Below are 22,756 nucleotides of genomic sequence, written 5' to 3' on the forward strand. Positions count from 1 at the left end.
GCGGCGTACCGACTCGTCGGCGGCGCTGCCGCGATGTTCGATCCACGCAGCGGCCAAGGCGTGCTGTTCGCGCTGTCGTCGGCGCTCGCGGCGGCGCGTTCGATCGTGGCCGTCGAACAGGCGCCGCAAGGCCGCTCACGGCTCATGGCTCTTCGCACCAATCGCATCAAGTTGCGCCAGCGCCTGATCCGTCAATTCGATCTGCGCTGCCGCGATGTTCTCGCGCAGATGCGCGACCGACGACGTCCCCGGAATCAGCAGAATATTCGGCGACCGATACAGCAGCCACGCGAGCGCGACCGCCGCGGCGCCCGCGTACCTAGACGCGCACGGCCGCCCGGCGCACCCGCGCGAGTTGCTCTCGCACGCGTGTCTGCGCGGTCAATTCGCTGGCGGCGCAATGCCGACCTGGGATTTCGAGCGCGACGGCGAAGTGGTTCGCGTCGACCCGTCGGGCCCGCTCGTGGTGCGCCCCGCCGCCGCGGTGGAACTCGCGGTCGACGCCGCGCTGGCGGGACTCGGCGTCGTCCATCTCTATGAAGGCATGCTGCGTGCGCATCTGGACAGCGGCGCGCTGGAACCGATCCTTGAACCGTGGTGGCAGCGTTTTTCCGGCCCGTTTCTGTACTATCCGGGCCGGCGACATCTACCGTCGCCGTTGCGCGCGTTCGTCGATTTCCTGAAGGCTACCGAAGCATCGTTCCCCGAACTGCCTCACCTCATGAATTCGCCATCTGTGGCAGACTAGGCTTCTGTGCTCTGACCCGGCAATGGCGGTCATCCACATTCTTCCCGCAGCGCGGCAACCCGCGAACACGCGAAACTGCGGCACATCCTCCGCGATAGCGGAAGACCGCAGTCGAACCTGAACGATGGGGTCGTTGCAGTGGCGGACAGCAGCTTCGAAGTCCTGGCGAACGACGGCGAACGCGCGTTTTGCCGAACGACGCGCACCAATCCCGACGGCACGCAGACATCCGTGCTCACCGTGCGGCCCGCCGGCGAACCGCCGACGGCTGCCAGCGTCGATCGCGTCTCGCACGAATACGGCCTGAAAGACCAGCTGCACAGCGCATGGGCGGTACGGCCGCTCGAACTCGTGCGGCAAGGCGATCAGACGGTGCTGATCTGCGAGGATCCGGGCGGCGCGCCGCTCGAACGTCTGCTCGGCGAGCCGTTCGGCACCGAACGCTTCCTGCAGCTCGCGATCCGCATGGCTGCGGCGGTCGGCGAATTGCATCAGAGCGGCCTCGTGCACAAAGACCTGAAGCCCGCGCACATTCTCGTCGACGAAACCGCGGGCACGGTGCGGCTGACCGGTTTTGGCCTCGCGACCTTGCTGCCGCGCGAGCGGCAGTCGCCCGCGCCGCCCGAGACCATCGCCGGCACGCTCGCGTACATGGCGCCCGAGCAGACCGGCCGCATGAACCGCTCGATCGATGCGCGCAGCGACCTGTATTCGCTCGGCGTCACGTTCTATCAGATGCAGACGGGCGTGCTGCCGTTCACGGCATCCGAACCGATGGAGTGGGTGCATTGCCATATCGCACGCAAGCCGGTCGCGCCGGACGAGCGGGTCGAGCACGTGCCGCCGCAGCTGTCGCGCATCGTGATGAAGCTGCTCGCGAAGACCGTCGAAGAGCGCTATCAGTCGGCGGCGGGCCTCGAGCACGATTTGCGCCGCGCGCTTGCCGCCTGGCAGGCGCAGGGCAGGATCGACCCATTTGCGCCCGGCGAGCGCGACATTCCCGACCGGCTGCTGATCCCCGAAAAGCTATACGGCAGGGAACGCGAAATCGCGACCTTGCTCGATGCGTTCGAGCGCGTCGTCGCGGACGGCATGCCGCGCCTCGTGCTCGTGTCCGGGTATTCGGGCGTCGGCAAGTCTTCGGTGGTCAGCGAACTGCATAAGGCGCTTGTGCCGCCGCGAGGTCTATATGCATGGGGCAAATACGACCAGTACAAGCGCAACGTCCCGTATGCGACGCTCGCGCAGGCGTTCCAGTGTCTCGTTTCGCAGATCCTCGGCAAGAGCGACGAAGAGTTGGCGCACTGGCGCGCTGCGCTGCAGGACGCGCTCGGCCCGAATGGCCAGCTCATGGTGAAGCTCGTGCCGCAGCTCGCGCTCGTGACCGGCGAGCCGCCGCCGCTGCCCGACGTGCCGCCGCAGGACCAGCAAGCGCGCTTCCAGATGGTGTTCCGGCGATTCCTCAGTGTATTCGCGAGCGCCGATCATCCGCTGACGCTGTTCGTCGACGACCTGCAATGGCTCGACGCGGCCACGCTCGATCTCATCGAACATCTGATCACGCATCCGGACGTGCGGCATCTGCTGCTGGTCGGCGCGTACCGCGACAACGAAGTCGGTGCCGCCCATCCGCTCGCGCGCACGTTGACGCGGCTGCGCGACAACGGCGGCGGCGGACGGGCCAGCGAGATCGTGCTCGCGCCGCTCGGTCTCGACGACGTCGGCCGGCTGCTTGCCGATGCGCTGCGTGGCGACGCGGCACATGTGCAGCCATTGGCCGAGCTCGTGTTCGAGAAGACCGGCGGCAATCCGTTCTTCACGATCCAGTTTCTGCTCGCGCTCGCCGAACAGGCGCTGCTCGCCTTCGATCGCGAAGCGGGCGCGTGGACATGGGACCTGCCGCGCATTCGCATGATGGGATTTACCGACAACGTCGCGGACCTGATGGCGGCCAAGCTCGGCCGCCTACCGCGCGACACGCAGCAGGCGCTCGGCCAGCTCGCGTGCCTCGGCAACGTGGTGCGAGCCCACACGCTTGCCGTCGTCTACGGCGCGGCCGAGGAAACGACGCATGCCGCGCTATGGGGCGCAGTGCTCGCGGGCCTCGTGCTGCGTACGAACGGCACGTATACGTTCCTGCACGACCGCATCCACGAGGCCGCTTACGTGCTGATTCCCGAGCACGAGCGCGCCGGCGCGCATCTCCGGATCGGCCGCGCGCTCGCGGCGGTGACGCCTGCGGACGAACTCGAAGACAACATCTTCGAAATCGTGAACCAGTTCGATCTCGGCGCCGCACAGATCGTCACTCAGGACGAGCGCGAGCAGGTTGCGCAGCTGAACCTGCTGGCGACGAGGCGCGCGAAAGCAGCCAGCGCGTACGAAGCGGCGCTGCGCTATTGCCGTGCCGGCCGCGCGCTGCTGGCGCAAAACGAATGGGAACAGTGCTATCGGCTCACGTTTAACCTTGAACTGTGCGCCGCCGAATGCGAATACCTGATCGGCGAAATGACGGCTGCGGACTCGCACCTCGCGATGCTGTCGACGCGTACGCAGACGACGATCGACCTCGCCGCCGTGACGTGCGTGCGCATCAATCTCTATACCACCCTCGATCAGAGCGATGGAGCGGTCGAAGTGGGCCTCGCGTATCTGCGCAAGGTGGGCGGCGACTGGTCGCCGCATCCGGCGGCCGATGTCGTGTTCGACACCTATCGACGTCTGTGGCACCGGCTGCAGGCAAGCCCGAGCGATTTACTGCTCGACCTGCCGCTGATGAAAGACCCGGAGCGCTCGGCGACGATGGATGTGCTGACCGTTCTGACATCGCCGGCCTTGTTCAGCGATCCGAATCTGTTTCGACTCGTCGTCAGCGAGATGGCCGTGCTGAGTCTCGAGCACGGTAATAGCGACGGTTCGTCGCTCGCATACACATGGATCGGTGGCGTGCTCGGCTCGTATCTCGGCGAATACGAAGCAGCCTATCGCTACGGCCGCCTCGGGCTCGAACTCGTCGAGACGCGCGGACTCGATCGCTTCAGGGCGCGCGTGTACCTCGTGTTCGCCGTGCATATTTCGCACTGGATGGAGCCGCTGCCGGTCTCGCGAGCGCTTCTGCGGCGCGCATTCGAAGCTGCGCTCGAGGCGGGCGACCTGTCGTACGCATGCTATGCGTGCGCCGACATCAGCACGAACCGGATCGCCGCCGGCGATGCGCTGGCCGACATCGAGCGCGAAGCGCTGCTCGGGCTCGAATTCGCGCGCAAGATGCGCTTTGGCCTGATCAACGACGTCCTGATCGGGCAACTGCTGCTGACGCGGACGTTGCGCGGCGTGGCAGCGTCGGAAGCGGCAGAGTTCGACGCAGGGTTCGATGCACGCAGTTTCGAGCAGCGTCTGAACGATACGCCGCAATTGGCGATTGCGGCCTCGTACTACTGGATTCGAAAATTGCATGCGGGCGTCTATTTCGGCGACGACGCGGGCGCGATCGCCGCGGTGGCGAAAGCGCTGCCGTTCCTGTGGACCACACCGACGCAGTTCGAATGCGCCGAATTTCATTTTTATGGCGCACTTGCACGCGCGGCGCATTGCGACGCGGTGACATCCATCGAACGTAGCCGGCTTCGCGAAGCCATCGCCGGACACTACGAGCAGCTTGCCGTGTGGGCATCGAATTGCCCGGCGACGTTCGCCGATCGCGTTGCGCTGGTGGGCGCCGAAATGGCGCGCGTCGATGGCCGCGATATGGAGGCGTTGCAGCTCTACGAACAGGCGATCCGGCTCGCCCGCGAGGGCGGGTTTATCCACAACGAAGCGCTGGCGTACGAACGCGCGGCACGGTTCTGCCACGCGCGCGGCCTGCCCTCGGTGGCCGAAGCATATTTACGGAACGCGCGGCGCTGTTATCTGGTTTGGGGCGCCGACGGCAAGGTTCGGCAACTCGACCAGCGCTATCCGCACCTTGCCGCCGATACATCGATACCGGGACCGATCAGCACGATTCGCGCACCGGTCGAACATCTCGATCTCGCGACCGTGCTGCGCGTGTCGCAGGCGGTATCGGGCGAGATCGTGCTCGACAAGCTGATCGACACGTTGATGCGGACCGCGATCGAGCATGCGGGCGCGGTGCGGGGCGTTCTGATCCTGCTCGATCGCGGCGAGCAGCGGATCGCGGCGGAAGCGGTCACCGGTGGGGACGCGATCACGGTCGAGCGATGCGACGAGCCTCTCAATGCCGATGCATTGCCTGAAGCGATCGTGCAGAAGGTGCTGCGCACGCAGGAAGCGTTGATTCTCGACGACGCAGCGGCCGATCCGGCATTTGCCGCTGATCCGTACGTTCGCCGGCGCGCGGCGCGCTCGATGCTGTGCGTGCCGCTCGTCAACCAGAGCAAAACGGCCGGCATGCTGTATCTCGAGAACCACCTCGCCGCGCGCGTGTTCACGCCGACGCGTATCGCCGTGCTGCGCCTCGTTGCGTCGCAGGCCGCGATCGCGCTCGAAAATACGCGCCTTTATCGCGATCTCGCCGAGCGCGAAGCGAGGATCCGGCGCATCGTCGACGCGAACATCATCGGCGTTTCGTTCTGGGAACTCGACGGGCCGATCCACGCGGCGAACGATGCGTTCCTGCGCATCGTCGGCTACGACCGCGAAGACCTCGCCGCGGGCCGCTTGCGCTGGAACGAACTGACGCCGCCCGAATGGCACAGGCATCACGACAGCAAGTGGACGCCCGAGCTGAAAACGACCGGCAGCGTGCAGCCCTACGAAAAAGAGTACTTCCGCAAGGACGGCACGCGCGTGCCGGTGCTCGTCGGGTCGACGACATTCGACGAAACGCGCAACCAGGGCGTCTCGTTCGTGCTCGATCTGACCGAAACCAAGCGCGCCGAAGAAGCCCTGCGAATCATGCAGACGGAGCTCGCCCATGTGAACCGCGTCGCGACGATCGGGCAACTGACCGCGTCGATCGCGCATGAGGTGAACCAGCCGATTGCCGCGACCGTTGCGAATGCGGAAGCCGCGCTGCGCTGGCTCAACCGGCAACCGCCGAACCTCACGGAGGTGCGCGAGGCGACCCAGCGCATCGTCAAGGAGGGCCATCGCGCGGCCGACGTGATCGGCCGCATCCGCGCGCTGATCAAGAAGGCGCCGCCGCAGAAAGACCGCCTGAGCATCAACGATGCGATTCGCGACGTGCTCGAACTCGTGCGCGCCGAGACCCTGAAGAACGACGTATATGTACGCATCGAACTCGCGCCTGGCTTGCCGGCAATTTTCGGCGACCGCGTGCAATTACAGCAGGTGTTGCTCAATCTGATCGTCAATGCAATCGAGTCGATGAGCGGCATGGCCGACGGCGTGCGCCATCTGTCGATCTGCACGCGGCACGTGCGCGACGCGAACAGCGCGAGCGCAAGCACGGGCTCGATTCATGTCGAAGTGCGCGATTCGGGGCAAGGGCTCGATCCGGCGCGTGTCGACCGCCTGTTCGAGACGTTCTATTCGACGAAGGCGAGCGGCATGGGAATGGGCCTCGCGATCTGCCGGTCGATTATCGAGGTGCATGGGGGCACGCTGTCGGCTAGCGCGAACGAGCCGCGTGGCGCGGTGTTCCGGTTCACGTTGCCGGTCGATAAGGCGGGCTGACTCGCCGCGCGTGGCGGCGCGTCAGCGTGCTTCGCTTTACGTCGGATACACCGGTTTGTACGCGCGTTCCCTGATATAGGCTTCGATGTCATCGGGGCGCGGCACGCGTGCGAGGTCTTTATCGAAGATATGTTCCGCGACGCGTGCAGCCACGTGCAAGGACGCGTCGAGAATTTTCGCTTGCGGCGGATAGATGAGCCCCGTGTCGAGGCTGTCGTCGGTGACCTGTTCGGCAACGGCCCTTGCCGCGACGATGAACATCTCCTCTGTGACGCGCTTCGCTTCCGTCGCATACACGGCCATGCCCATTGCCGGAAAAATGTAGACGTTGTTGCCTTGCCCCGGCACGAACGTGCGGCCGTCGTGCAGCGTGACCGGCGCAAACGGGCTGCCGCTTGCGAAGATCGCTTTGCCGTTCGACCAGCCGTACGCTTCTTCGGCGGTGCATTCGGAGCGCGAGGTCGGGTTCGAGTACGGAAAGATGATCGGCCGCTCGTTGATTTCGGCCATCGCTTCGATCACCTGCTGGTTGAAAAGCTTCGGCATCGTGCTCACGCCGATAATGCCCGTGGGCTTCAATGCCTTGACCGCGTCGACGAACGAGTCGAGCGGCGCATGGTCGACGGCGAACGGCTTCTGGAAGTCCGCCAGATCGCTGCGCGATTTTTCGATCAGCCCGTGTACGTCGAACAATGCATGGCGCGCGCGCGCCTGATCGATCGTGAGCCCTTCCAGCGTCATCGCTTCGCTGATCAATTCGGCGATGCCGGTTGCCGCCGAGCCGCCGCCGAGGAACAGAAAGCGCTGCTCGGCGAGCTTCTGGCCGGAAATTCGCAGTGCGCCGAAAATGCCCGCCAATGCGACGGCGGCCGTGCCCTGGATATCGTCGTTGTACGTGCAGAGCTTGTCCTTGTAGCGACTGAGCAGCGGTACCGCGTTGAAGTTCGCGAAGTCTTCCCACTGGATGCAGCATTTCGGAAACAGTGCTTCGACGGCTTCGACGAATTCATTGACGAATGCGTAGTAGGCGTCGCCGCGCACGCGCTCGTGGCGCAGGCCCAGATAGAGCGGATCTTCGAGCAGTTCATGGTTGTTGGTGCCGACGTCGAGCACGACCGGCATGCAGAACTGCGGCGGCACGCCTGCACAAGCGGTGTAAAGCGCGAGCTTGCCCATCGGAATGCCCATGCCGCCTACACCGAGATCGCCGAGGCCGAGAATGCGCTCGCCGTCGGTCACGACGATAAAGCGCACGTCGTCTTCAGGCCAGTTCTGCAATAGCTCCTTCACGCGGCCACGCGCGGAGATTGGCAGAAACATGCCGCGTGCGCCACGATAGACGTGATCGAACTTCTGGCACGCCTCACCGACGGTCGGCGTGTAGACGATCGGCATGAAGCGCGACGGGTCCGACATGATCGTCGCGTAGAACGCTGTTTCGTTGCGCAATTGCAGGTCTGAGAGATACAGGTACTTCTGCAGGTCGCTATCGAGGTGCGCCAGTTCCGAATGCACGCGTGCGACCTGCAGTTCCAGCGTGCGGACGCACGGCGGCAATAGCCCTTCGAGGTGATAGGCACGCCGCTCGGCTTCGGTGAATGCCATGCCCTTGTTCAGATGCGGCGAGCGTAGAAGCTCGAAACCGGTAAGCGTGCTTTGCGGGTTCATCGAAGGCTCCTCACTGTTCAGTGGCGACATACGGCTTGACCATCTTGCGGGCATCGACCACGCGATCGAATTCTTCTTCGCTGACGAAGCCGAGTTCGAGCGCGGCCTGCTTGAGCGTCTGATCGTGCTCCATCGCGTGGTGCGCGATCTTCGATGCCTTGTCATAGCCGATCACGGGCGCGAGCGCTGTGACGAGCATCAACGACCGTTCGACATATTCGTCGATCTTCTTCACATTCGGCCGCGTGCCTTCGACGAGAAAGCGCCGGAAATTCGTGCATCCGTCGGTAAGCAGCGTGATCGACTGCGCGATATTGGAGATCATGAGCGGCTTGTAGACGTTCATCTCGAGGTAGCCGCCGGCGCCGCCGAAACCGACCGCGACATCGTTCGCCATGACTTGCACGGCGATCATCGTCAAGGCTTCGGCCTGGGTCGGATTGACTTTGCCCGGCATGATCGACGAGCCCGGCTCGTTTTCCGGAATCAGCAGTTCGGCGAAGCCCGCGCGCGGGCCGCACGACAGCAGGCGGATGTCGTTGGCGATCTTGTAGAGCGACGCAGCAAGCGTTCGGAATGCGCCGGACAGGTGTATCAGCGCGTCGTGCGCGCCTTGCACGGTAAATTTGTTCGGGGCGCTGACGAACGGCAATTGCGTGAGCTTCGCGATTTCCGCGGCGGCCGCCTCCGCAAAACCGGGCGCCGCATTGATCCCGGTGCCGACCGCGGTGCCGCCGAGCGCAAGACGGTAGACGCCATGCAAAGCGGCGTCGAGTCGCACGAGGTTATCTTCGAGCATGCCGGCATAGCCGGACCATTCCTGCCCGAGCGTAAGCGGCGTCGCGTCCTGCATATGCGTGCGGCCGATCTTCACGATGTCCATCCATTCGGCGGCCTTGGCGCCGATCGCGTCGAGCAGTTCACGGACGGCGGGAATCAGCCGCTGTGTCGTATTGACGGCGGCCGCAATGTACATCGCCGACGGAAACGAGTCGTTCGACGACTGCGACATATTCACATGATCGTTCGGATGCACAGGATGCTTGCTCGCGAGCGGCGTCCCCGCAAGCTGACAGCAGCGATTCGAGATCACCTCGTTGACGTTCATATTGAACTGTGTGCCGCTGCCGGTCATCCAGACATGCAGCGGAAACATGTCGTGATGCTGGCCCGCGAGAATTTCGTCGCATGCCTGGGTGATCAGTTTGTGCGCCGCGGGGTCGAGACGCTTGCCGGCGAGATTCGCATTGGCAGCCGCTTTCTTGAGCGTCGCGTAGGCGGTGATCATTTCTCGCGGAATCAGATCGTGGCCGATGCGAAAGTGCTCGAGCGAGCGCTGCGTTTGCGCGCCCCAGAGCTTGTCGGCGGGGACCGCAACTTCTCCCATGCTGTCGGATTCCGTGCGGACGTTACTCATCGCTTTGCTCCTTTCGATGAAAACCAGCTGCAAGGTGTGAAGACTGGATGAAGTGACCGTTGAGTACGCGCGAGTATGCGCGGACCTGCGCAGCGCGGGACGCGGAAGGATCGGCTGCGGTGAGTTGTGCCGGCGCGTGCGAATGCCGGGAACAGCGTTGACGATAGCGCACGCGATAACGGCAGGATAGCTATACAAACGTCCCGGTCCGGACGAACGGTGTATGCGCGGGGAATACGTTGGTTTATGCGGCGAACGTGCGATGGACAGCGTTCGGTCAGGTCCTGGAAAACGGGAATATGAGGCCGGCTTTGACGTCTGCTTTTGCGCTCGGTTTGCGCCCGTGTTTTGTCGAATGCGCCTTGTCAGCCGGCCTTGAGAATATGAAGAGATCGGTATTTGCTGCTCACCCGTTGCGGAACAGAAAGCTATAGGCGTTTAACGCGGGCACGCCGCCAAGATGCGCGTACAGCACCTTCGAACCGGCGGGGAATTCGTTGTTGCGCACCATCTGGATCATCCCGTCCATCGATTTGCCTTCATAGACGGGATCGGTGAGCATGCCTTCCATTCGCGCGCACAGGCGAATCGCTTCGAGCGTTCCTTCGTTCGGCAGCCCGTATGCGGGCCCGGCGAATCGCGTGTCGAGAATCACGTCGCTTTCGTCAAGGCGCTGTTCGAGTCCGACGATCTCCGCCGTATGCCTCGCGATGCGCGTGATTTGCGCGTGCGTTTTTTCAGGTGTCGCCGATGCATCGATACCGATCACCTTGCGCGCGCGGCCATCGGCCGCGAAGCCGACCACCATGCCCGCTTGCGTGCTGCCCGTCACCGAGCAGACCACGACGTAGTCGAATCTGAAACCAAGCGCCTGCTCCTGCTGACGCACCTCCTCCGCGAAGCCGACGAACCCGAGCCCGCCAAGCGGGTGCTCGGAGCAGCCGGCCGGGATCGGAAACGGTTTGCCGCCCGCTGCGCGCACGCTTTCCATCGCGTCTTCCCAACTCTTGCGAATGCCGATATCGAATCCGTCCGCGACGAGCCGCACGTCCGCGCCCATGATGCGCGACATCTGGATGTTGCCCACGCGGTCATACACCGCATCCGAATAGTCGACCCAGTTCTCCTGCACGAGCACGCATTTGAGGCCCAGATGCGCGGCGACCGCCGCGACCTGGCGCGTCTGGTTCGACTGGATGCCGCCAATCGACACGAGCGTGTCGCAGCCCTGTTCCAGCGCCTCGGGAATCAGGTACTCGAGCTTGCGCGTCTTGTTGCCGCCGAAGGCGAGGCCGCTGTTGCAGTCTTCGCGCTTCGCATAGAGCTCGACCTTGCCGCCCAGATGCGCGCTGAGCCGTTTCAGCGGAACGATGGGCGTCGGGCCAAAGGTCAGCGGGTAACGCGGAAAATGTCGCAGGTTCATGATGCCGGGCTCCTTCGTTCTTTCAGGGATGAAGGTCTACATGCTATGAAATCGCCTCGAAAATGAGCTTGCAAAAATAATCGCCAATGCGTAGTTTTGAAACACACTACGGCAGTTCTGTTTAATCAAATTTCGTATTCGGGCGGTTCTACGCAATGAAAAGACCTTCAACGCGCGCGGCAAGCGAACCGGAAAGCATGGCCATCGACCGCGTCGACCGCGCGATTCTGCGGCAGCTGCAGCGCGATGCATCGATCTCGAATGTCGCGCTCGCCGCCAGGGTGAATCTGAGCGCGCCCGCCTGCCTGCGCCGTGTCGAACGCCTGAAGAACGCTGGCTATATCCGTTCGACGGTCGCGCTGCTCGACCCCAAGCGGCTCGATGCCGGCATGCTGGTCGTGATCGGCGTCGTACTCGACCGGTCGACGCCGGAGTCATTCGAAGAATTCGAGCGCCTTGCGCAAAAAGTACCGGGCTGCATGGAATGCCACGTCGTAACCGGTGAATTCGACTATTTCATGCTGATCCGCACACGCGACAACGACAGTTTCAACAAGCTGCACGCACAGAAGCTGCTCTATCTGCCGGGCGTGCGGCAGATACGTTCGTTCATCGCTTTGCGCGAAATCCTCTCGACCACTTCGTTCCCGGTTTAGCCGCCTGTCCTCGCCGTTCGTCGATCGGGACGAATGCCCGTCCCGATCGACGAAGAAACACGCCGGTCCATCCCGAAACGCACGCCATGCGCGCGTTTCCGGGCTGCAATGTCACCTGCGTGACACGAAAATTACCGAGTATTTCGTCGGCAATCCGCAAAGGTCTTCCATTCTCGCGGCGCTGCGCGCGCGGTGCCGCATCTTCTGGCAATGCACCTCGAAGGAGATACTCGATGTCGAAATTCAGCCCGTTGGCGTTGACGCTTATCGCTTCATTGTTTGCGGCATCGACGGCGCACGCCGGCGTCGATCTGATCGCGACAGGGCAACTTGGCGGCACTATCGGCGACCTCTCGCGCGAAACCTCGGCGCCGCTCGAAAACGGCGCGCCGGGAAATCTGTTGGGTGGTATCGGTTCCGCCATGAGCTTTGCCGGCTGCAATACGTTCATCGCCGTGCCCGACCGCGGCCCCAACGCGATACCGTTCAACCCGGCGATCGACGACACCGCGTCGTACATCAATCGCTTTCAGACGATAAACCTCACGCTCTCGCATGCGCCGGCAGGTTCCAGCCTGCCGTTCGTCGCGACGCCGAAGCTGATCGACACCACGCTGCTCCATACGTCGGATCACCTCGTGTACGGCAACGGCGCGGCAGAAAACGTGCCGAACGGCGCACCGAAGCTCAACAAGACCGATCACACGAACTACTTCACGGGCCGCTCGGACAACTTCGATCCGACCCATCTGTCGACGGATCCGCTCGATGCGCGGCTCGACCCGGAAAGCATCCGCGTCGCGAACGACGGGCAGAGCATCTTCATTTCAGACGAGTACGGTCCGTACATCTATCGGTTCGATCGCAGAACGGGGCGCCGCATCGACGTGATCAAGGTGCCGGATACGTTTGCCGTATCGACGTTGAGCCCGGTCGGCGACACGGAGATCGCGGACAACACGTCGGGCCGCGTGGCGAACAAGGGCATGGAGGGACTCGCGATCTCGCCGGACGGCAAGACGCTGTTTGGCGCGATGCAAAGCCCGCTGTTACAGGACGGCGGCACCGATGGCGGATTCACGCGCATTCTGAAAATCGATTTGCGCACCGGCAAAACGCAGCAATATGCGTATCCGCTGACGAACATCGGCACCGACAAGAAGCCGAAATTCCCGACCATCAGCGATGTCGTCGCCGTGAACGATCACGTGCTGCTGATGGACGAACGCGACGGCCACGGTCTCGGCGACGATTCCGCGGCGGTATTCAAGAAGGTGTTTCGCGTCGATCTGAACGGCGCGCAGGACGTCAGCCAGGCAAGCGGCGAGGATGGCCTCAAGGCGCTCGCGCTGCAAAAGACGCTGTTTCTCGATGTGGTCGACGTGCTGACGAAGCACGGCTTCGCTGCAACGGAAATTCCCGCGAAGCTCGAGAGCCTGACGTTCGGTCCGGATATCACCGTGCATGGCGAGCACAAGCACACGTTCCTGATTGCGAACGACAACGACTTTCTCGGTACCGTGACGGATAGCCTGCATCCGGACGGCGAGCCGAACCCGAACCAGTTCTTCGTGTTTGCGCTCGATAAGAGCGATCTGCCCGACTATGTGCCGCAGCAGCTTGCGGGACGCGGCCATTTCGACGACTCGAACCGGCATGGGCACAACAACATGTGCAGCTTCGTGACCGACGGCAACGATGACGACGACGGTCATGATCACGGCCACGGCCACAACCACGACCACGACGGCTCGCACTGACCAGTCAGGTCGACGCGAACTCGATCGACGGCTCGCACAGAATCGGGAAATTGACCGAGTTCGCCACGTAGCATTTCTCGTGTGCGGCATGATGCAGATGTTCGGCGCGCGAGCGATCGTCGCCCTCACGTATCGTCACGCGCGGGCGCAGAACGATTTCCGTGAAGCTTCCGCGTTGCGGACTATCGAGCATCGTTCCGTGCGCATCGTCGACATAAGCGAGCACCGTAATGCCCGCTTCGGCGCACAAATGCAGATACCAGAGTTTGTGGCACGCCGAGGCCGCGGCGACGACGAGGTCTTCGGGACTCCAGCGCGCCGCGTCGCCGAGGAAGGCGGGATCCGACGAACCCGGAATGTCGGGTTTGCTGCCCGAGCGAATCGTGTGATCGCGGCTGTAGTCGCGATAGCCCGATGTGCCGGATCCCTTATTGCCGATCCATTCCACCGTGACGTCGTAGGTATGCTCGCCGTGCGCCATGACAGCGGTCTCCTTGAGTTCGCGGGTGCGAAAGCGCCATTATGCGCGTGCGGGCGGCGCCAGGAGCGAACAGAAGTCCACATGCGATGCTGCGCGCGAACGACTCATTCACGAGTTGATGTATTGAATCGAGCGTGAACGCGGCAGCATCGTGGAACGACAGTTACGGGTTCGACACGTCGATGCGGCCGAATACGCCCGTTGTCTTACTCGGACCCGCGGCAAAGAACAGCGTATTGCTCGGCTGATTATCGACATTGTTGCCGAAGCTCATGCCCCACAAGCCCGATTGTACGAACGGCTGACCATTGCCGAGCATGAGCTTGCCCATATCCTGGCCGGTCGTCGGATTGAACACTTCGATGAATCCCGAGCCGAAGTTGCCGACCAGCATCATGTTCGACAGCGGGCCGAAGTTCGACGGCGCGAGCACCATGCCCCACGGCGCATTGAGCACGCCGCCGTTGCTGACGATACGGCGGACGAAGTTGCCGCTCAGATCGAATTCGTCAAGCACGCCAAGACCGTCGCCCGTGACCTGAGCCGCCTTCGCCGCGTTCTGTTGCGCGTAGGTGACGAACACGCTATTGCCGAGGTGCTGGATGCCGAACGGCGCGAAGCCAGCCGGCATGTTGGGGTCGACGAACTGGCCGGCGGGCTGGATCTTGTGGAACTGCGCGTCGAACATATCGACCTTCGCGCCATGGAAGTCCGTCGCGTAAAGCCGGTTCTCGCCGTTCACGTTCACCATCGTGATCCCTTTATAGTTCGCGCCGCCCGCGCCGTCGTCGAACGCGGTCACGGCTTCAGTCGGCAGCACATTGGGCGACCACGCGGCGATCGTGCCCGCGAACGTCGCCCAGATGAACACCGCCTTATTGAGCGCGCCGCCGTTGGCGCTGATCATGAAGTCGGTCGTCGGGTTGAAGATGATGCCCGTCGGACTGGCCGGGCCGTTCGTGCCGTCCGGAATCGAGACGACGAGCGACTGGATGTTGCCGTTGCCGTCGAACAGTGAAGATTTTTGAGTGTTGTTATCGGAGACCCACATCGTCGCCGTGGGGTTGAAGGCGACCCCCCAGCCGTTCTGCAGGTCTGGGTCTGCCTTGGTCGCGACGACGCTGCCATCGGAATCGAGCAGCGTTTCGTTGAAAGTTTGCGCGGGCGGCGGCGAATTGTCGTCGCCGCCACATGCGGCGACGACGACAGCGACCGATGCTGCGAGCGCGAGAGCGAGAAGGGTTTTGCGAGTCATCATGGGGAGCTCCTGTTAAGGTTGTTCTGGGAACGAAAGGGCTTTTCACGGCGCAATGACACGCATGCCTGATCATGTGCACCGATACGAGGGGGCGGCACCATCGCTGCGCATTGCATAGCAAGCCTATGCAATGCGCAGCACACACAAAACAGCATCAAAAGAAGCTTTATTCCTGGGAAACGAATTGAACGCGTGGACTTGAAGTTGTTGAATGAATGAAAGGCTTTTAAGGCCAAAACAGATGGGCGCACGCTGATGGACGGCATTGAATGGTGAGGAAATACGGGATCTGGGCGATGCGAGGTTCGCTTGCGCGACGGAGCGAAGCGATGTATCGAAAGACGTCGCGGGAGATGGCAAAAAGGTACACACAATCCGATACGGATTCGCCATGAGAATCCGTTAGGTTCGCTCGAAGGCGATAAGGCCGTTGAGGAAGAGTGAAGGCGCTATGGCGTCGAAGCCTGCGGCTTCAGTTCCAAAGGCTGTGCATTGATCCTGATGCGAAATAGCGTATAGGGCTTCTTGCGCAGATCGCGGCCATGATTGAACTGCGCCTGGCGGTTGAGCTGATTCGCCGTGAAATACAGATAACCGTCCGTGCCGATCGACAACGCATCGGGCCACAGAATGCGCGGGTCGTGCGCAATCGTGACCCATGTGCCGTCGGGCAGCATCTTGCGGATGCTGTTGCGCTCGTAATCGCCCGCATAGACCGCGCCGTCGGCGTCGGACGCGAGCCCGTCCGATGCGCCTTTTTCTCCGAGGTCGCGCACGCTCGCTTCGACTTCGCCGTCATCGGCATGGCGGTCGCGCAGAAACTGCGTCGCCACCGAATACAGGTGCCGGCTCGACAGAGGCGAGAAGTAGAGAATGTTGCCGTCCGCCGACAACGCGAGTCCGTCCGCTGCGAAATGCGCCGGTGCCGGCTTGCCGCCGGGACCGTCCTCGGTCATTTCGATGCCTTCGACAACGGGGATGAATGCCGGGTCGCCCTGCGTGGCCGGATGCGCTTCCAGGGTCCGCCATGCGTCGCCGCTCGCGAGATCGACGACGATAATGCCGCCCGGACCCGCCGGCGAAGAATCGGACAGATACGCGACGCCTTCCTTGCCGTAGCGGAAATCGAAGCGTACATCGTCGATATACGACATCGGCAGCAACACGTTCGGCTCGAAGACGATGGTCTTCACCACTTTGTCCGTCGCGAGATCGACGGCGACGAGTTTCGCGCCGCCTTGCACGGGCGGCGCGAATTTCGGCGCGGCCGTATCGAGTATCCACAGACGGTTGCGATAGTCGGCAACGATGTTCTGTACGCTAAGCAGCGTCGTTCCCGGATGCATCGGGTCCGGCCGGTTGATCCGCGCATTCGGATACGGCACCACGTGCCCGTCTACGATCTCGCCGACCGTGAACGGCACGTCGTCGCCCCAGCGCGGATAGTTGACGAACAGGCGCCCGTTCGGCGCTTTCGCGACACCGGACGGCATTGCACCATAGAACTCGTGGACGGGCTCGATGTGGCCGATCGAGCGTTCCTTAGGCAGCGCCAGGGCATCGTCGTGCGTGGCGGTTTGCGCGTGTGCGAGGCCCGCCCAAACGGCGAGCGCAGCGGCGCTTGCGGCTGCCGCCGCTGCTGCATATCTGCCGAAGGTCATGCGGCACCCTCCTCGATGCGGGTTCGATCGCGTTCGGTGTCCGGGCTCAACGCGAGCTTAAGCACGAGTTTAAGCACGAGTTTAAGCACGCGCTTTGGCTTTTGTGCTTTACGCGCATGTGAACGCTTCAAGGCTCGATTGAATCAGGTCGCCGCCTTGCGCCTTGTCGCAGATGCATGGTCCGACTCCGCACTGCAATATCCGGCGAAAATGGAAAGCCGCATAGGGGCTGGCGAGCGGGCCTGGACGTTTTGCCGTGTATGGCGTGTGCCAACACCGCGTGCCGAAGTGTTGTCGCTGACAAAACGTTTTGCGGCCGGCGACACGTCTGGAGATTTCCCGCACTTGGGCGCAAACACCCGCCGCGCAACGCTTCGCTTCAAACCGGCAACGCTTCGCCCGTTTTTTGCGGATGCATGGCCACGGGCGCAGCAGCGCCTGTCAGTCAATTGCGTTGCAATGGAGTCGGGAAATGTGGATCGATCAAGTCAGTCCGGATTTGCGGCAGAAGGGCAAGACCTTTGTTCAGCGTTTGCTCGCGGGCGGTACAGCCGCTGCAATCGTGCTCGCGCTCGCCGGCGGCGCAGCGCTTTGGCACGAAGAGCGTACGGCCTCTATCGAAGCGTCGTCGGACATGTCGCTGCGCGACCAGGTGTGGGATGGCCGCGTCGGTACGGCTATGGCGGGCGATCACGCGGGCCGCATCTACGCTGTCGTCGATGCGTTCTCCGGCAGCGAGGAAGCGATCGTGAGCGCGGTTCGCGACTGTAATGAAGGACGCAGCAAGCTTCAGTGAGCCGCTGCATCGACATCGTGTGCTCTCCCCCGCGTTCGGGTGCCTCGGAATAAACTTCGGCGCCAAGCGTTTGAAAGAAGGCCGGACGGGGCGTCTTCGTCCGCACGCGAACGCAAGAGGATCCATCGATGCCCACGCTGAACAATCGGAAAGCCAACGGGATTGCCGGGAGGCGCGAATGACGGTTCGCGCGGCGATCGTAGGCATGGGCAGATGGGGACAACGCCTCGCGCTGTCGCTGCAGGGAAGCGGCAAGATTCAATTCGTGGCCGGTGTGACGCGACGCGTCGGGCGGGCGCAGGAATTCGCCGATACGCACGGCATTCCGCTGACGAGTCACTATGACGACGTGATCTCGAATCCCGCGATCGACGCGGTCGTGCTCGCGACGCCGCATAGGCAGCACGCGCAGCAGGTGCTTGCCGCCGTGGCCGCCGGAAAACATGTGCTTTGCGAAAAACCGTTCACGCTCGATCGCGTGTCGGCTGCGCGATGCATCGAAGCGGCGCAGGCGGCTGGCATCGTACTCGCGGTCGGCATGAATCGCCGCTTTTTGCCTGCCGTTCGCGATCTGATGGCGCGCGCGCGTTCAGGCGATCTCGGCACATTGCTGCACGTCGAAGCGAACTATTCGGCTAACGCGATCGGCTTTTATCCCGCTGGATCGTGGCGTCTCGATCCAGCGGAAGTGCCGTGCGGCGGCCTGACGGGCCTCGGCATCCATATGATCGACTCGATGATCGAAATGCTCGGGCCCGTGCAAAGCGTAGTAGCGGTATCGTCGAGCCGGATGATCTCCGAAATCGACGACGTGACGGCAGTGCTGCTCGAGTTCGCTTCGGGCGCGAGCGCCTCGCTGTCGACAATGCTCGCGACGCCGATGATCTGGCGCCTGCACGCGTTCGGTTCCGCGGCACACGCGGAATTGCGCGGCATCGCGCGGCTCGAGGTGACGCGGCGCAATGATGCGCCTGCGCAGGTGTTCGACTACGCGCCGGTCGATATCGAGCGCATGGAGCTCGAAGCGTTCGCCGATGCCGTGAAGGGTTACGCGCCGTTTCCCGTGCCACTCGACGATGCGTACCATGTCGTTGCCGTATGCGAAGCGATCGTGCGGTCTGCGGCGACCGGTGAGCGCGTCGAGCTTGATCCGGTGCTCGCGGTTAGCCAGGCATGACGCCATGAAGAAGATAGTGACGATCGCGGCTGCATTCGCGTTGTGTTGCGCCAGTCTCGGTGCCGGCATTCAGGCCTTTGCCGATGCGCCTGCGCTAGTGGTGAAGAGCAGCGACGGCGAACGCAGCTTTACCGCTAGCGACTTGCTCGCAAGACCGGACATCAAAAGCGTGAACCTGACCGGTACCGCAAGCGGCGATATCTATCGGCACAAGGTCGAATATCGCGCGGTGCCGCTGCTGGCGTTGCTCGGCAATCATCCCGAGGCGCACTTCGATACGGTAGAGGTGCAGGCCACCGACGGTTTCGTCAGCGAGATTCCGCTGACACTCGTTCAACGCGGTGCGAAAAACGGCGCTATCGCATGGCTTGCGGTCGAAGACCCGGCGCACCCGTGGCCCGCGCTGCCGAAGGAAACCGCGTCTGCAGGGCCGTTCTATCTGATCTGGCAATTCCCGGAGCGTTCGGGCGTGAGCCGCGAGCAATGGCCGTATAAAGTGGCGCGCATTTCACTCGTCGAAAGTCCCGATCATCGCTGGCCGCAGCTTGCGGTGCCGGCGAGGTTTGCGGGCGATGCCGGCGTCAGGCGCGGCCACGACGTATTCGTCGTGCAATGCATTGCGTGTCACAAGATGAACGGCGGCGGCGCCGGCAGTGTCGGCCCGGATCTCGGCCAGCCGATGAACGTCACGCAATACTTCAAGGACGCAGGCCTGCGCGCGCTGATTCGCGATCCGCACAAGGTGCGGACATGGCCCGAGCAGCGCATGATCGGCTTCGGGCCTTCGGTGATCCCGGATGCCGATATCGAGGCGCTGCTGAAATACCTGCACGCGATGGCGAGCGCGAAGCTAACGCTCGCCGATTAACTTGCTCTGGACCAGCGCGCCTGCTGCATGCCGGCGCCTTCATGCAGCGCGGCGCCCGGCCACGCGCCGCTTTCGACGAGCTCCGCGGCCTGCGCGCGAATCATATGCGCGACGTCCCACAGCCCATCTGGTATGACGCGATTCTGTGGCCACGCGAGCGCGACATCACGCCTGATCACCGGGTTTTGCAGCGGATAGCAGTTGAGCCGTTTGGCCGCGACTTCCTCGATGACGGAGGCCGAAGGCAACACCGTGCACCCGCAATGCGCGAGCACGAGCCGCTTGGTGATCGAAATCGAGCCATCGCATTCGAGCGCAATGTTTGGTTTGAAGCCATGCTTCGCCGCGACCGTTTCGACCATCACGCGCAAGCCGTGATGCGTGCTCGGCAGGATCAGCGGCACCTTCGCGAGAACGTGCACGTCGACCGGCCCTTCGGGGTGCGCGAAATCGGGCGGCGTGACGAGGCAGACCTGCTCGGACATCAGCGGATCGAACTGCGTCGAGCCCGGATACTCGGGCACATACATGATCGCAAGATCGACCTCGCCGTCGGCAAGCCAACCGAGAATATGACTCGCGAGACCTTCGATAAACCGGATGCGCGTGTTCGGATAGCGCGCCTTGAGCGTGTGGCCGAGGCTGCCGAACATGATGCGTGCGATGGTCGGCTGGGCGGCGATGCACAGGCTTGCGGGACCGAGGCCGATGGTGCTGCGCATCGCATCGCGCGCTTCGTGCAGCGTGCGTTCGAGCGCCGTTGCGTAGCCGAGCAGCTGTTCGCCGTGTTCGGTCAGCCAGACGCCGCGGCCGCTGCGCCGAAAGAGCCGCACGCCGAGCTCCGCTTCGAGCATGCCGATGCGGCGACTCACGGTCGACTGGTTCGCACCGAGCTCCATCGCCGCGCGGGAGATGCTGCCGGTTCTGGCGACGCGCGCGAACAGTTCGAGGTCGTCGGAATTCACGCGCGTCACCGCACCGGATGCATATGCGCGTTCAGCACCGCGACCGCGCTTTCGAGCGCGCCATCGCCGATCGGCACGTCCATCAGGCGCAGCGTTGCTTCGACGCCGGCGAGGCAGCCGAGAATCATCGCCTCGTTGACGTCGCCGAGATGCCCGATGCGAAACACCTTGCCGCTGTGCGGTCCGAGGCCGCCTGCGAGCGCGACCTGAAAGCGCTCGCGCGCGATCGTATAGATCTCGGCCGGGTCGATGCCTTCGCGCACGCCGATCGCGGTGATCGACGCGGAGCGCGCGGCCGGATCCTTCGTCATCAGCCACAGCGCGCCGTGCTCGCCCCATCGTTCGACGGCAGCATGGACCGCGCGCGAGATGCGCAGATGTCGCGCAAACACCGCGTCGTACCCTTCGCGTTCGATCAGCTGCAGCGACACCTCGAGGCCCATCAGGTGGCTTTCGGGAGGCGTGCCGCAAAATTTGCGGTAGCCGAGCGGGCTCTTGCGCAAATTCCAGTTCCAGTACACGCGCGGCGTCGGATTATCGCGTGCGACGTTCAGCGCTTTTTCGTCGACGGCGGTAAAGGACATGCCCGGCGGCAGCATCAATGCCTTTTGCGAGGCGCCGATCGCGACGTCGACGCCCCACGCGTCCATCTCGAACGGTGTCGCGGCAAGCGATGCGACGACGTCGACGACGAGTAGCGCCGGATGCTGCGCGCGGTCGATTGCCTGCCGCACTGCGCGGATGTCGCTCGTCACGCCCGTCGACGTATCGGTCTGCACGGCGAAGACCGCGACGATTTCGTGCGATTTGTCCGCGCGCAATGCGGCTTCGACGAGGCCCGGATCGATCGGCGAGCCGGCTCGCGCCTCGGTGCGGATCGCATGCGCGCCGCAGCCTTCCGCGGTCTGTGCCCAGGTTTCGCTGAAATGTCCGCTGCCGGCGACGAGCACCTTGCTGCCGGGCGGCAGCAGATTGACGATCGCGGCTTCCCACGCGCCGTGACCGTTCGCGGTGTACATCATGACGTCCGCGTGCTTCGTGCCGAGCAGCCGTTGCAGCCCGCGCTCGCAATTTTCGATAACGGCAGCGAGGCGCGGATCATTCAGATCGAATGGCTGGGCGCTCATCGCGTTGCGCACGAGGTCCGGTACGTGTGTAGGCCCAGGCGTGTGCAGAAGTTTGATGCCGACTGCCGTCGGGAGATTCGGGTTCATGGGCGCGGATCGGTTCTGTTTTAATAAGGTTGGCGCGCGCATGATTATGCCTGGTACGGCGACCCGGGCGCGGCGCGCGGGTCGCCGCCGGATTCAGGCTTCGCTGCGCAGTTTTGCGAGCGTGCCCATGAACAATTGTACCGATGCCTGGATGTACATCGGATCGAAGCCGAGAAACAGATCGTTCACGCCGAGACGTATTGCTTCGGCCGCCTGCTCGGGCGTGATCGCGAATGAAGTCAGGCGCGGGCGTTTCGCCTTGATCTTGCGCATCACTTCTTCGATTGTTTTCCGCACTTCGGGATGGTTCGGGCCGTCGCTATAACCCATATTCACGGAGAGATCGAACGGCGCGGGAATGGCGCCGGCCACGCCTTCGAGGTCTAGAATCGCGTCGAGGTCGCGCACCGCGCCTGGATGCTCGATCAGCACATAGACGTGCGTTTCGGCATTCGCGCGCTTCGCGTAGTCGAGCATATTGGTTTGCCATTGGTATTGCGTGCGGAACGGGCCCCAGCCGCGGATGCCCTGCGGCGGATATTTGGCGTAGGACACGGCATCTTCAGCGTCCTTGAGACAGGTGATCATCGGCACGACAATGGCTTTGGCGCCGCTGTCGAGCGCGAGCTTGATCTGCGCGGCGTCGTTGTGCGTGACGCGAATCCACGCTTCGGCCGGGGTGCCGATCGTCGCGGTGACCATTCTGTAAGCGGTCTCGATCGAGATCGGGCCATGTTCCATGTCGATCAGCACATAGTCGAAACCGGCACGCGCGAACATTTGCACCAATTCGGGGGACGGCGATGTGACGCCGATTCCGAGCGTCACGCCTTCAGGCTTTTGCAGCGGGTTGGAGAGGTAAGCAGACGGGTTGGCTGGGCTTTGTTGCATCGGGTAGCTCCTCTTGCTTGAAGGGAAGTTCGGGATCGGTCGGTCCGCGCAGATTGAGCGGCAAAGACTGAGCGGCGTACGGCCGCTCGTTGCCTATTCCTGATAACACGCGAGC

15 protein-coding genes and 2 pseudogenes are annotated in these 22,756 nt (G+C 63.2%); 7 read left to right on the plus strand and 10 right to left on the minus strand.

The genetic code is table 11. The annotated features are described in order from the left end of the window. Window positions 1–135: 135 nt before the first annotated feature. A pseudogene (locus tag BTO02_RS22540) lies at window positions 136–300 on the minus strand (aldo/keto reductase); the annotation flags it as partial. Between BTO02_RS22540 and BTO02_RS22545 the strand changes: the two are divergent. Continuing rightward, a pseudogene (locus BTO02_RS22545) lies at window positions 296–748 on the plus strand (LysR substrate-binding domain-containing protein); the annotation flags it as partial. The pseudogenes BTO02_RS22540 and BTO02_RS22545 overlap by 5 nt on opposite strands. Window positions 749–886: 138 nt before the next feature. Next, on the plus strand, window positions 887–6,406 hold the full coding sequence (locus BTO02_RS22550) for a trifunctional serine/threonine-protein kinase/ATP-binding protein/sensor histidine kinase (RefSeq protein WP_075159462.1): 5,520 nt from the start codon (window positions 887–889) through the stop codon (window positions 6,404–6,406). A 36-nt stretch (window positions 6,407–6,442) separates the two neighbouring features. On the opposite strand, the gene BTO02_RS22555 is transcribed toward BTO02_RS22550, so the two are convergent. The 3 genes from BTO02_RS22555 to BTO02_RS22565 form a co-directional block, all read right to left on the minus strand. Beyond that, window positions 6,443–8,074, minus strand: coding sequence for an NAD-dependent malic enzyme (locus BTO02_RS22555; protein ID WP_075159463.1), 1,632 nt, complete (start codon window positions 8,072–8,074; stop codon window positions 6,443–6,445). Between the two features lie 10 nt (window positions 8,075–8,084). Then, window positions 8,085–9,491, minus strand: a complete 1,407-nt coding sequence (fumC, locus tag BTO02_RS22560; RefSeq protein WP_075161275.1) for a class II fumarate hydratase — start codon at window positions 9,489–9,491, stop codon at window positions 8,085–8,087. A 406-nt stretch (window positions 9,492–9,897) separates the two neighbouring features. Then, window positions 9,898–10,914, minus strand: coding sequence for a 1-aminocyclopropane-1-carboxylate deaminase (locus tag BTO02_RS22565; protein ID WP_075159464.1), 1,017 nt, complete (start codon window positions 10,912–10,914; stop codon window positions 9,898–9,900). 155 nt (window positions 10,915–11,069) lie between these two features. Here BTO02_RS22565 and BTO02_RS22570 point away from each other — a divergent pair, with 155 nt between their 5' ends. Continuing rightward, on the plus strand, window positions 11,070–11,570 hold the full coding sequence (locus BTO02_RS22570; RefSeq protein ID WP_075159465.1) for an Lrp/AsnC family transcriptional regulator: 501 nt from the start codon (window positions 11,070–11,072) through the stop codon (window positions 11,568–11,570). A 233-nt stretch (window positions 11,571–11,803) separates the two neighbouring features. Beyond that, on the plus strand, window positions 11,804–13,330 hold the full coding sequence (locus BTO02_RS22575) for an esterase-like activity of phytase family protein (protein WP_075159466.1): 1,527 nt from the start codon (window positions 11,804–11,806) through the stop codon (window positions 13,328–13,330). Window positions 13,331–13,334: 4 nt separating this feature from the next. Here the strand turns inward: BTO02_RS22575 and BTO02_RS22580 are convergent, their stop codons facing one another. The 3 genes from BTO02_RS22580 to BTO02_RS22590 form a co-directional block, all read right to left on the minus strand. Continuing rightward, complete coding sequence (locus BTO02_RS22580) at window positions 13,335–13,811, minus strand: OsmC family protein (RefSeq protein ID WP_075159467.1); 477 nt, start codon at window positions 13,809–13,811, stop codon at window positions 13,335–13,337. A 163-nt stretch (window positions 13,812–13,974) separates the two neighbouring features. Then, on the minus strand, window positions 13,975–15,069 hold the full coding sequence (locus tag BTO02_RS22585) for a TIGR03118 family protein (protein ID WP_075159468.1): 1,095 nt from the start codon (window positions 15,067–15,069) through the stop codon (window positions 13,975–13,977). Window positions 15,070–15,518: 449 nt separating this feature from the next. Next, window positions 15,519–16,730, minus strand: a complete 1,212-nt coding sequence (locus BTO02_RS22590) for an L-dopachrome tautomerase-related protein (protein ID WP_075159469.1) — start codon at window positions 16,728–16,730, stop codon at window positions 15,519–15,521. Window positions 16,731–17,202: 472 nt separating this feature from the next. Between BTO02_RS22590 and BTO02_RS22595 the strand changes: the two genes are divergently transcribed. The 3 genes from BTO02_RS22595 (at window position 17,203) to BTO02_RS22605 (ending at window position 19,571) form a co-directional block, all read left to right on the plus strand. Further along, entirely contained in the window at window positions 17,203–17,526 is a 324-nt protein-coding gene (locus BTO02_RS22595) for a hypothetical protein (protein ID WP_075159470.1), read from the plus strand. A 178-nt stretch (window positions 17,527–17,704) separates the two neighbouring features. Then, complete coding sequence (locus tag BTO02_RS22600) at window positions 17,705–18,703, plus strand: Gfo/Idh/MocA family protein (RefSeq protein WP_075159471.1); 999 nt, start codon at window positions 17,705–17,707, stop codon at window positions 18,701–18,703. 4 nt (window positions 18,704–18,707) lie between these two features. After that, entirely contained in the window at window positions 18,708–19,571 is an 864-nt protein-coding gene (locus tag BTO02_RS22605) for a c-type cytochrome (RefSeq protein WP_075159472.1), read from the plus strand. Here the strand turns inward: BTO02_RS22605 and BTO02_RS22610 are convergent. The 3 genes from BTO02_RS22610 to BTO02_RS22620 form a co-directional block, all read right to left on the minus strand. Further along, window positions 19,568–20,536, minus strand: a complete 969-nt coding sequence (locus BTO02_RS22610; protein ID WP_083615509.1) for a LysR family transcriptional regulator — start codon at window positions 20,534–20,536, stop codon at window positions 19,568–19,570. The genes BTO02_RS22605 and BTO02_RS22610 overlap by 4 nt on opposite strands. A 5-nt stretch (window positions 20,537–20,541) precedes the next feature. Continuing rightward, complete coding sequence (locus BTO02_RS22615; RefSeq protein ID WP_075159474.1) at window positions 20,542–21,750, minus strand: pyridoxal-phosphate-dependent aminotransferase family protein; 1,209 nt, start codon at window positions 21,748–21,750, stop codon at window positions 20,542–20,544. A 93-nt stretch (window positions 21,751–21,843) separates the two neighbouring features. After that, on the minus strand, window positions 21,844–22,641 hold the full coding sequence (locus BTO02_RS22620) for an HpcH/HpaI aldolase family protein (RefSeq protein ID WP_083615320.1): 798 nt from the start codon (window positions 22,639–22,641) through the stop codon (window positions 21,844–21,846). Window positions 22,642–22,756 lie beyond the last annotated feature (115 nt).

This window comes from Paraburkholderia sp. SOS3 (assembly GCF_001922345.1).
Taxonomy (GTDB): domain Bacteria; phylum Pseudomonadota; class Gammaproteobacteria; order Burkholderiales; family Burkholderiaceae; genus Paraburkholderia.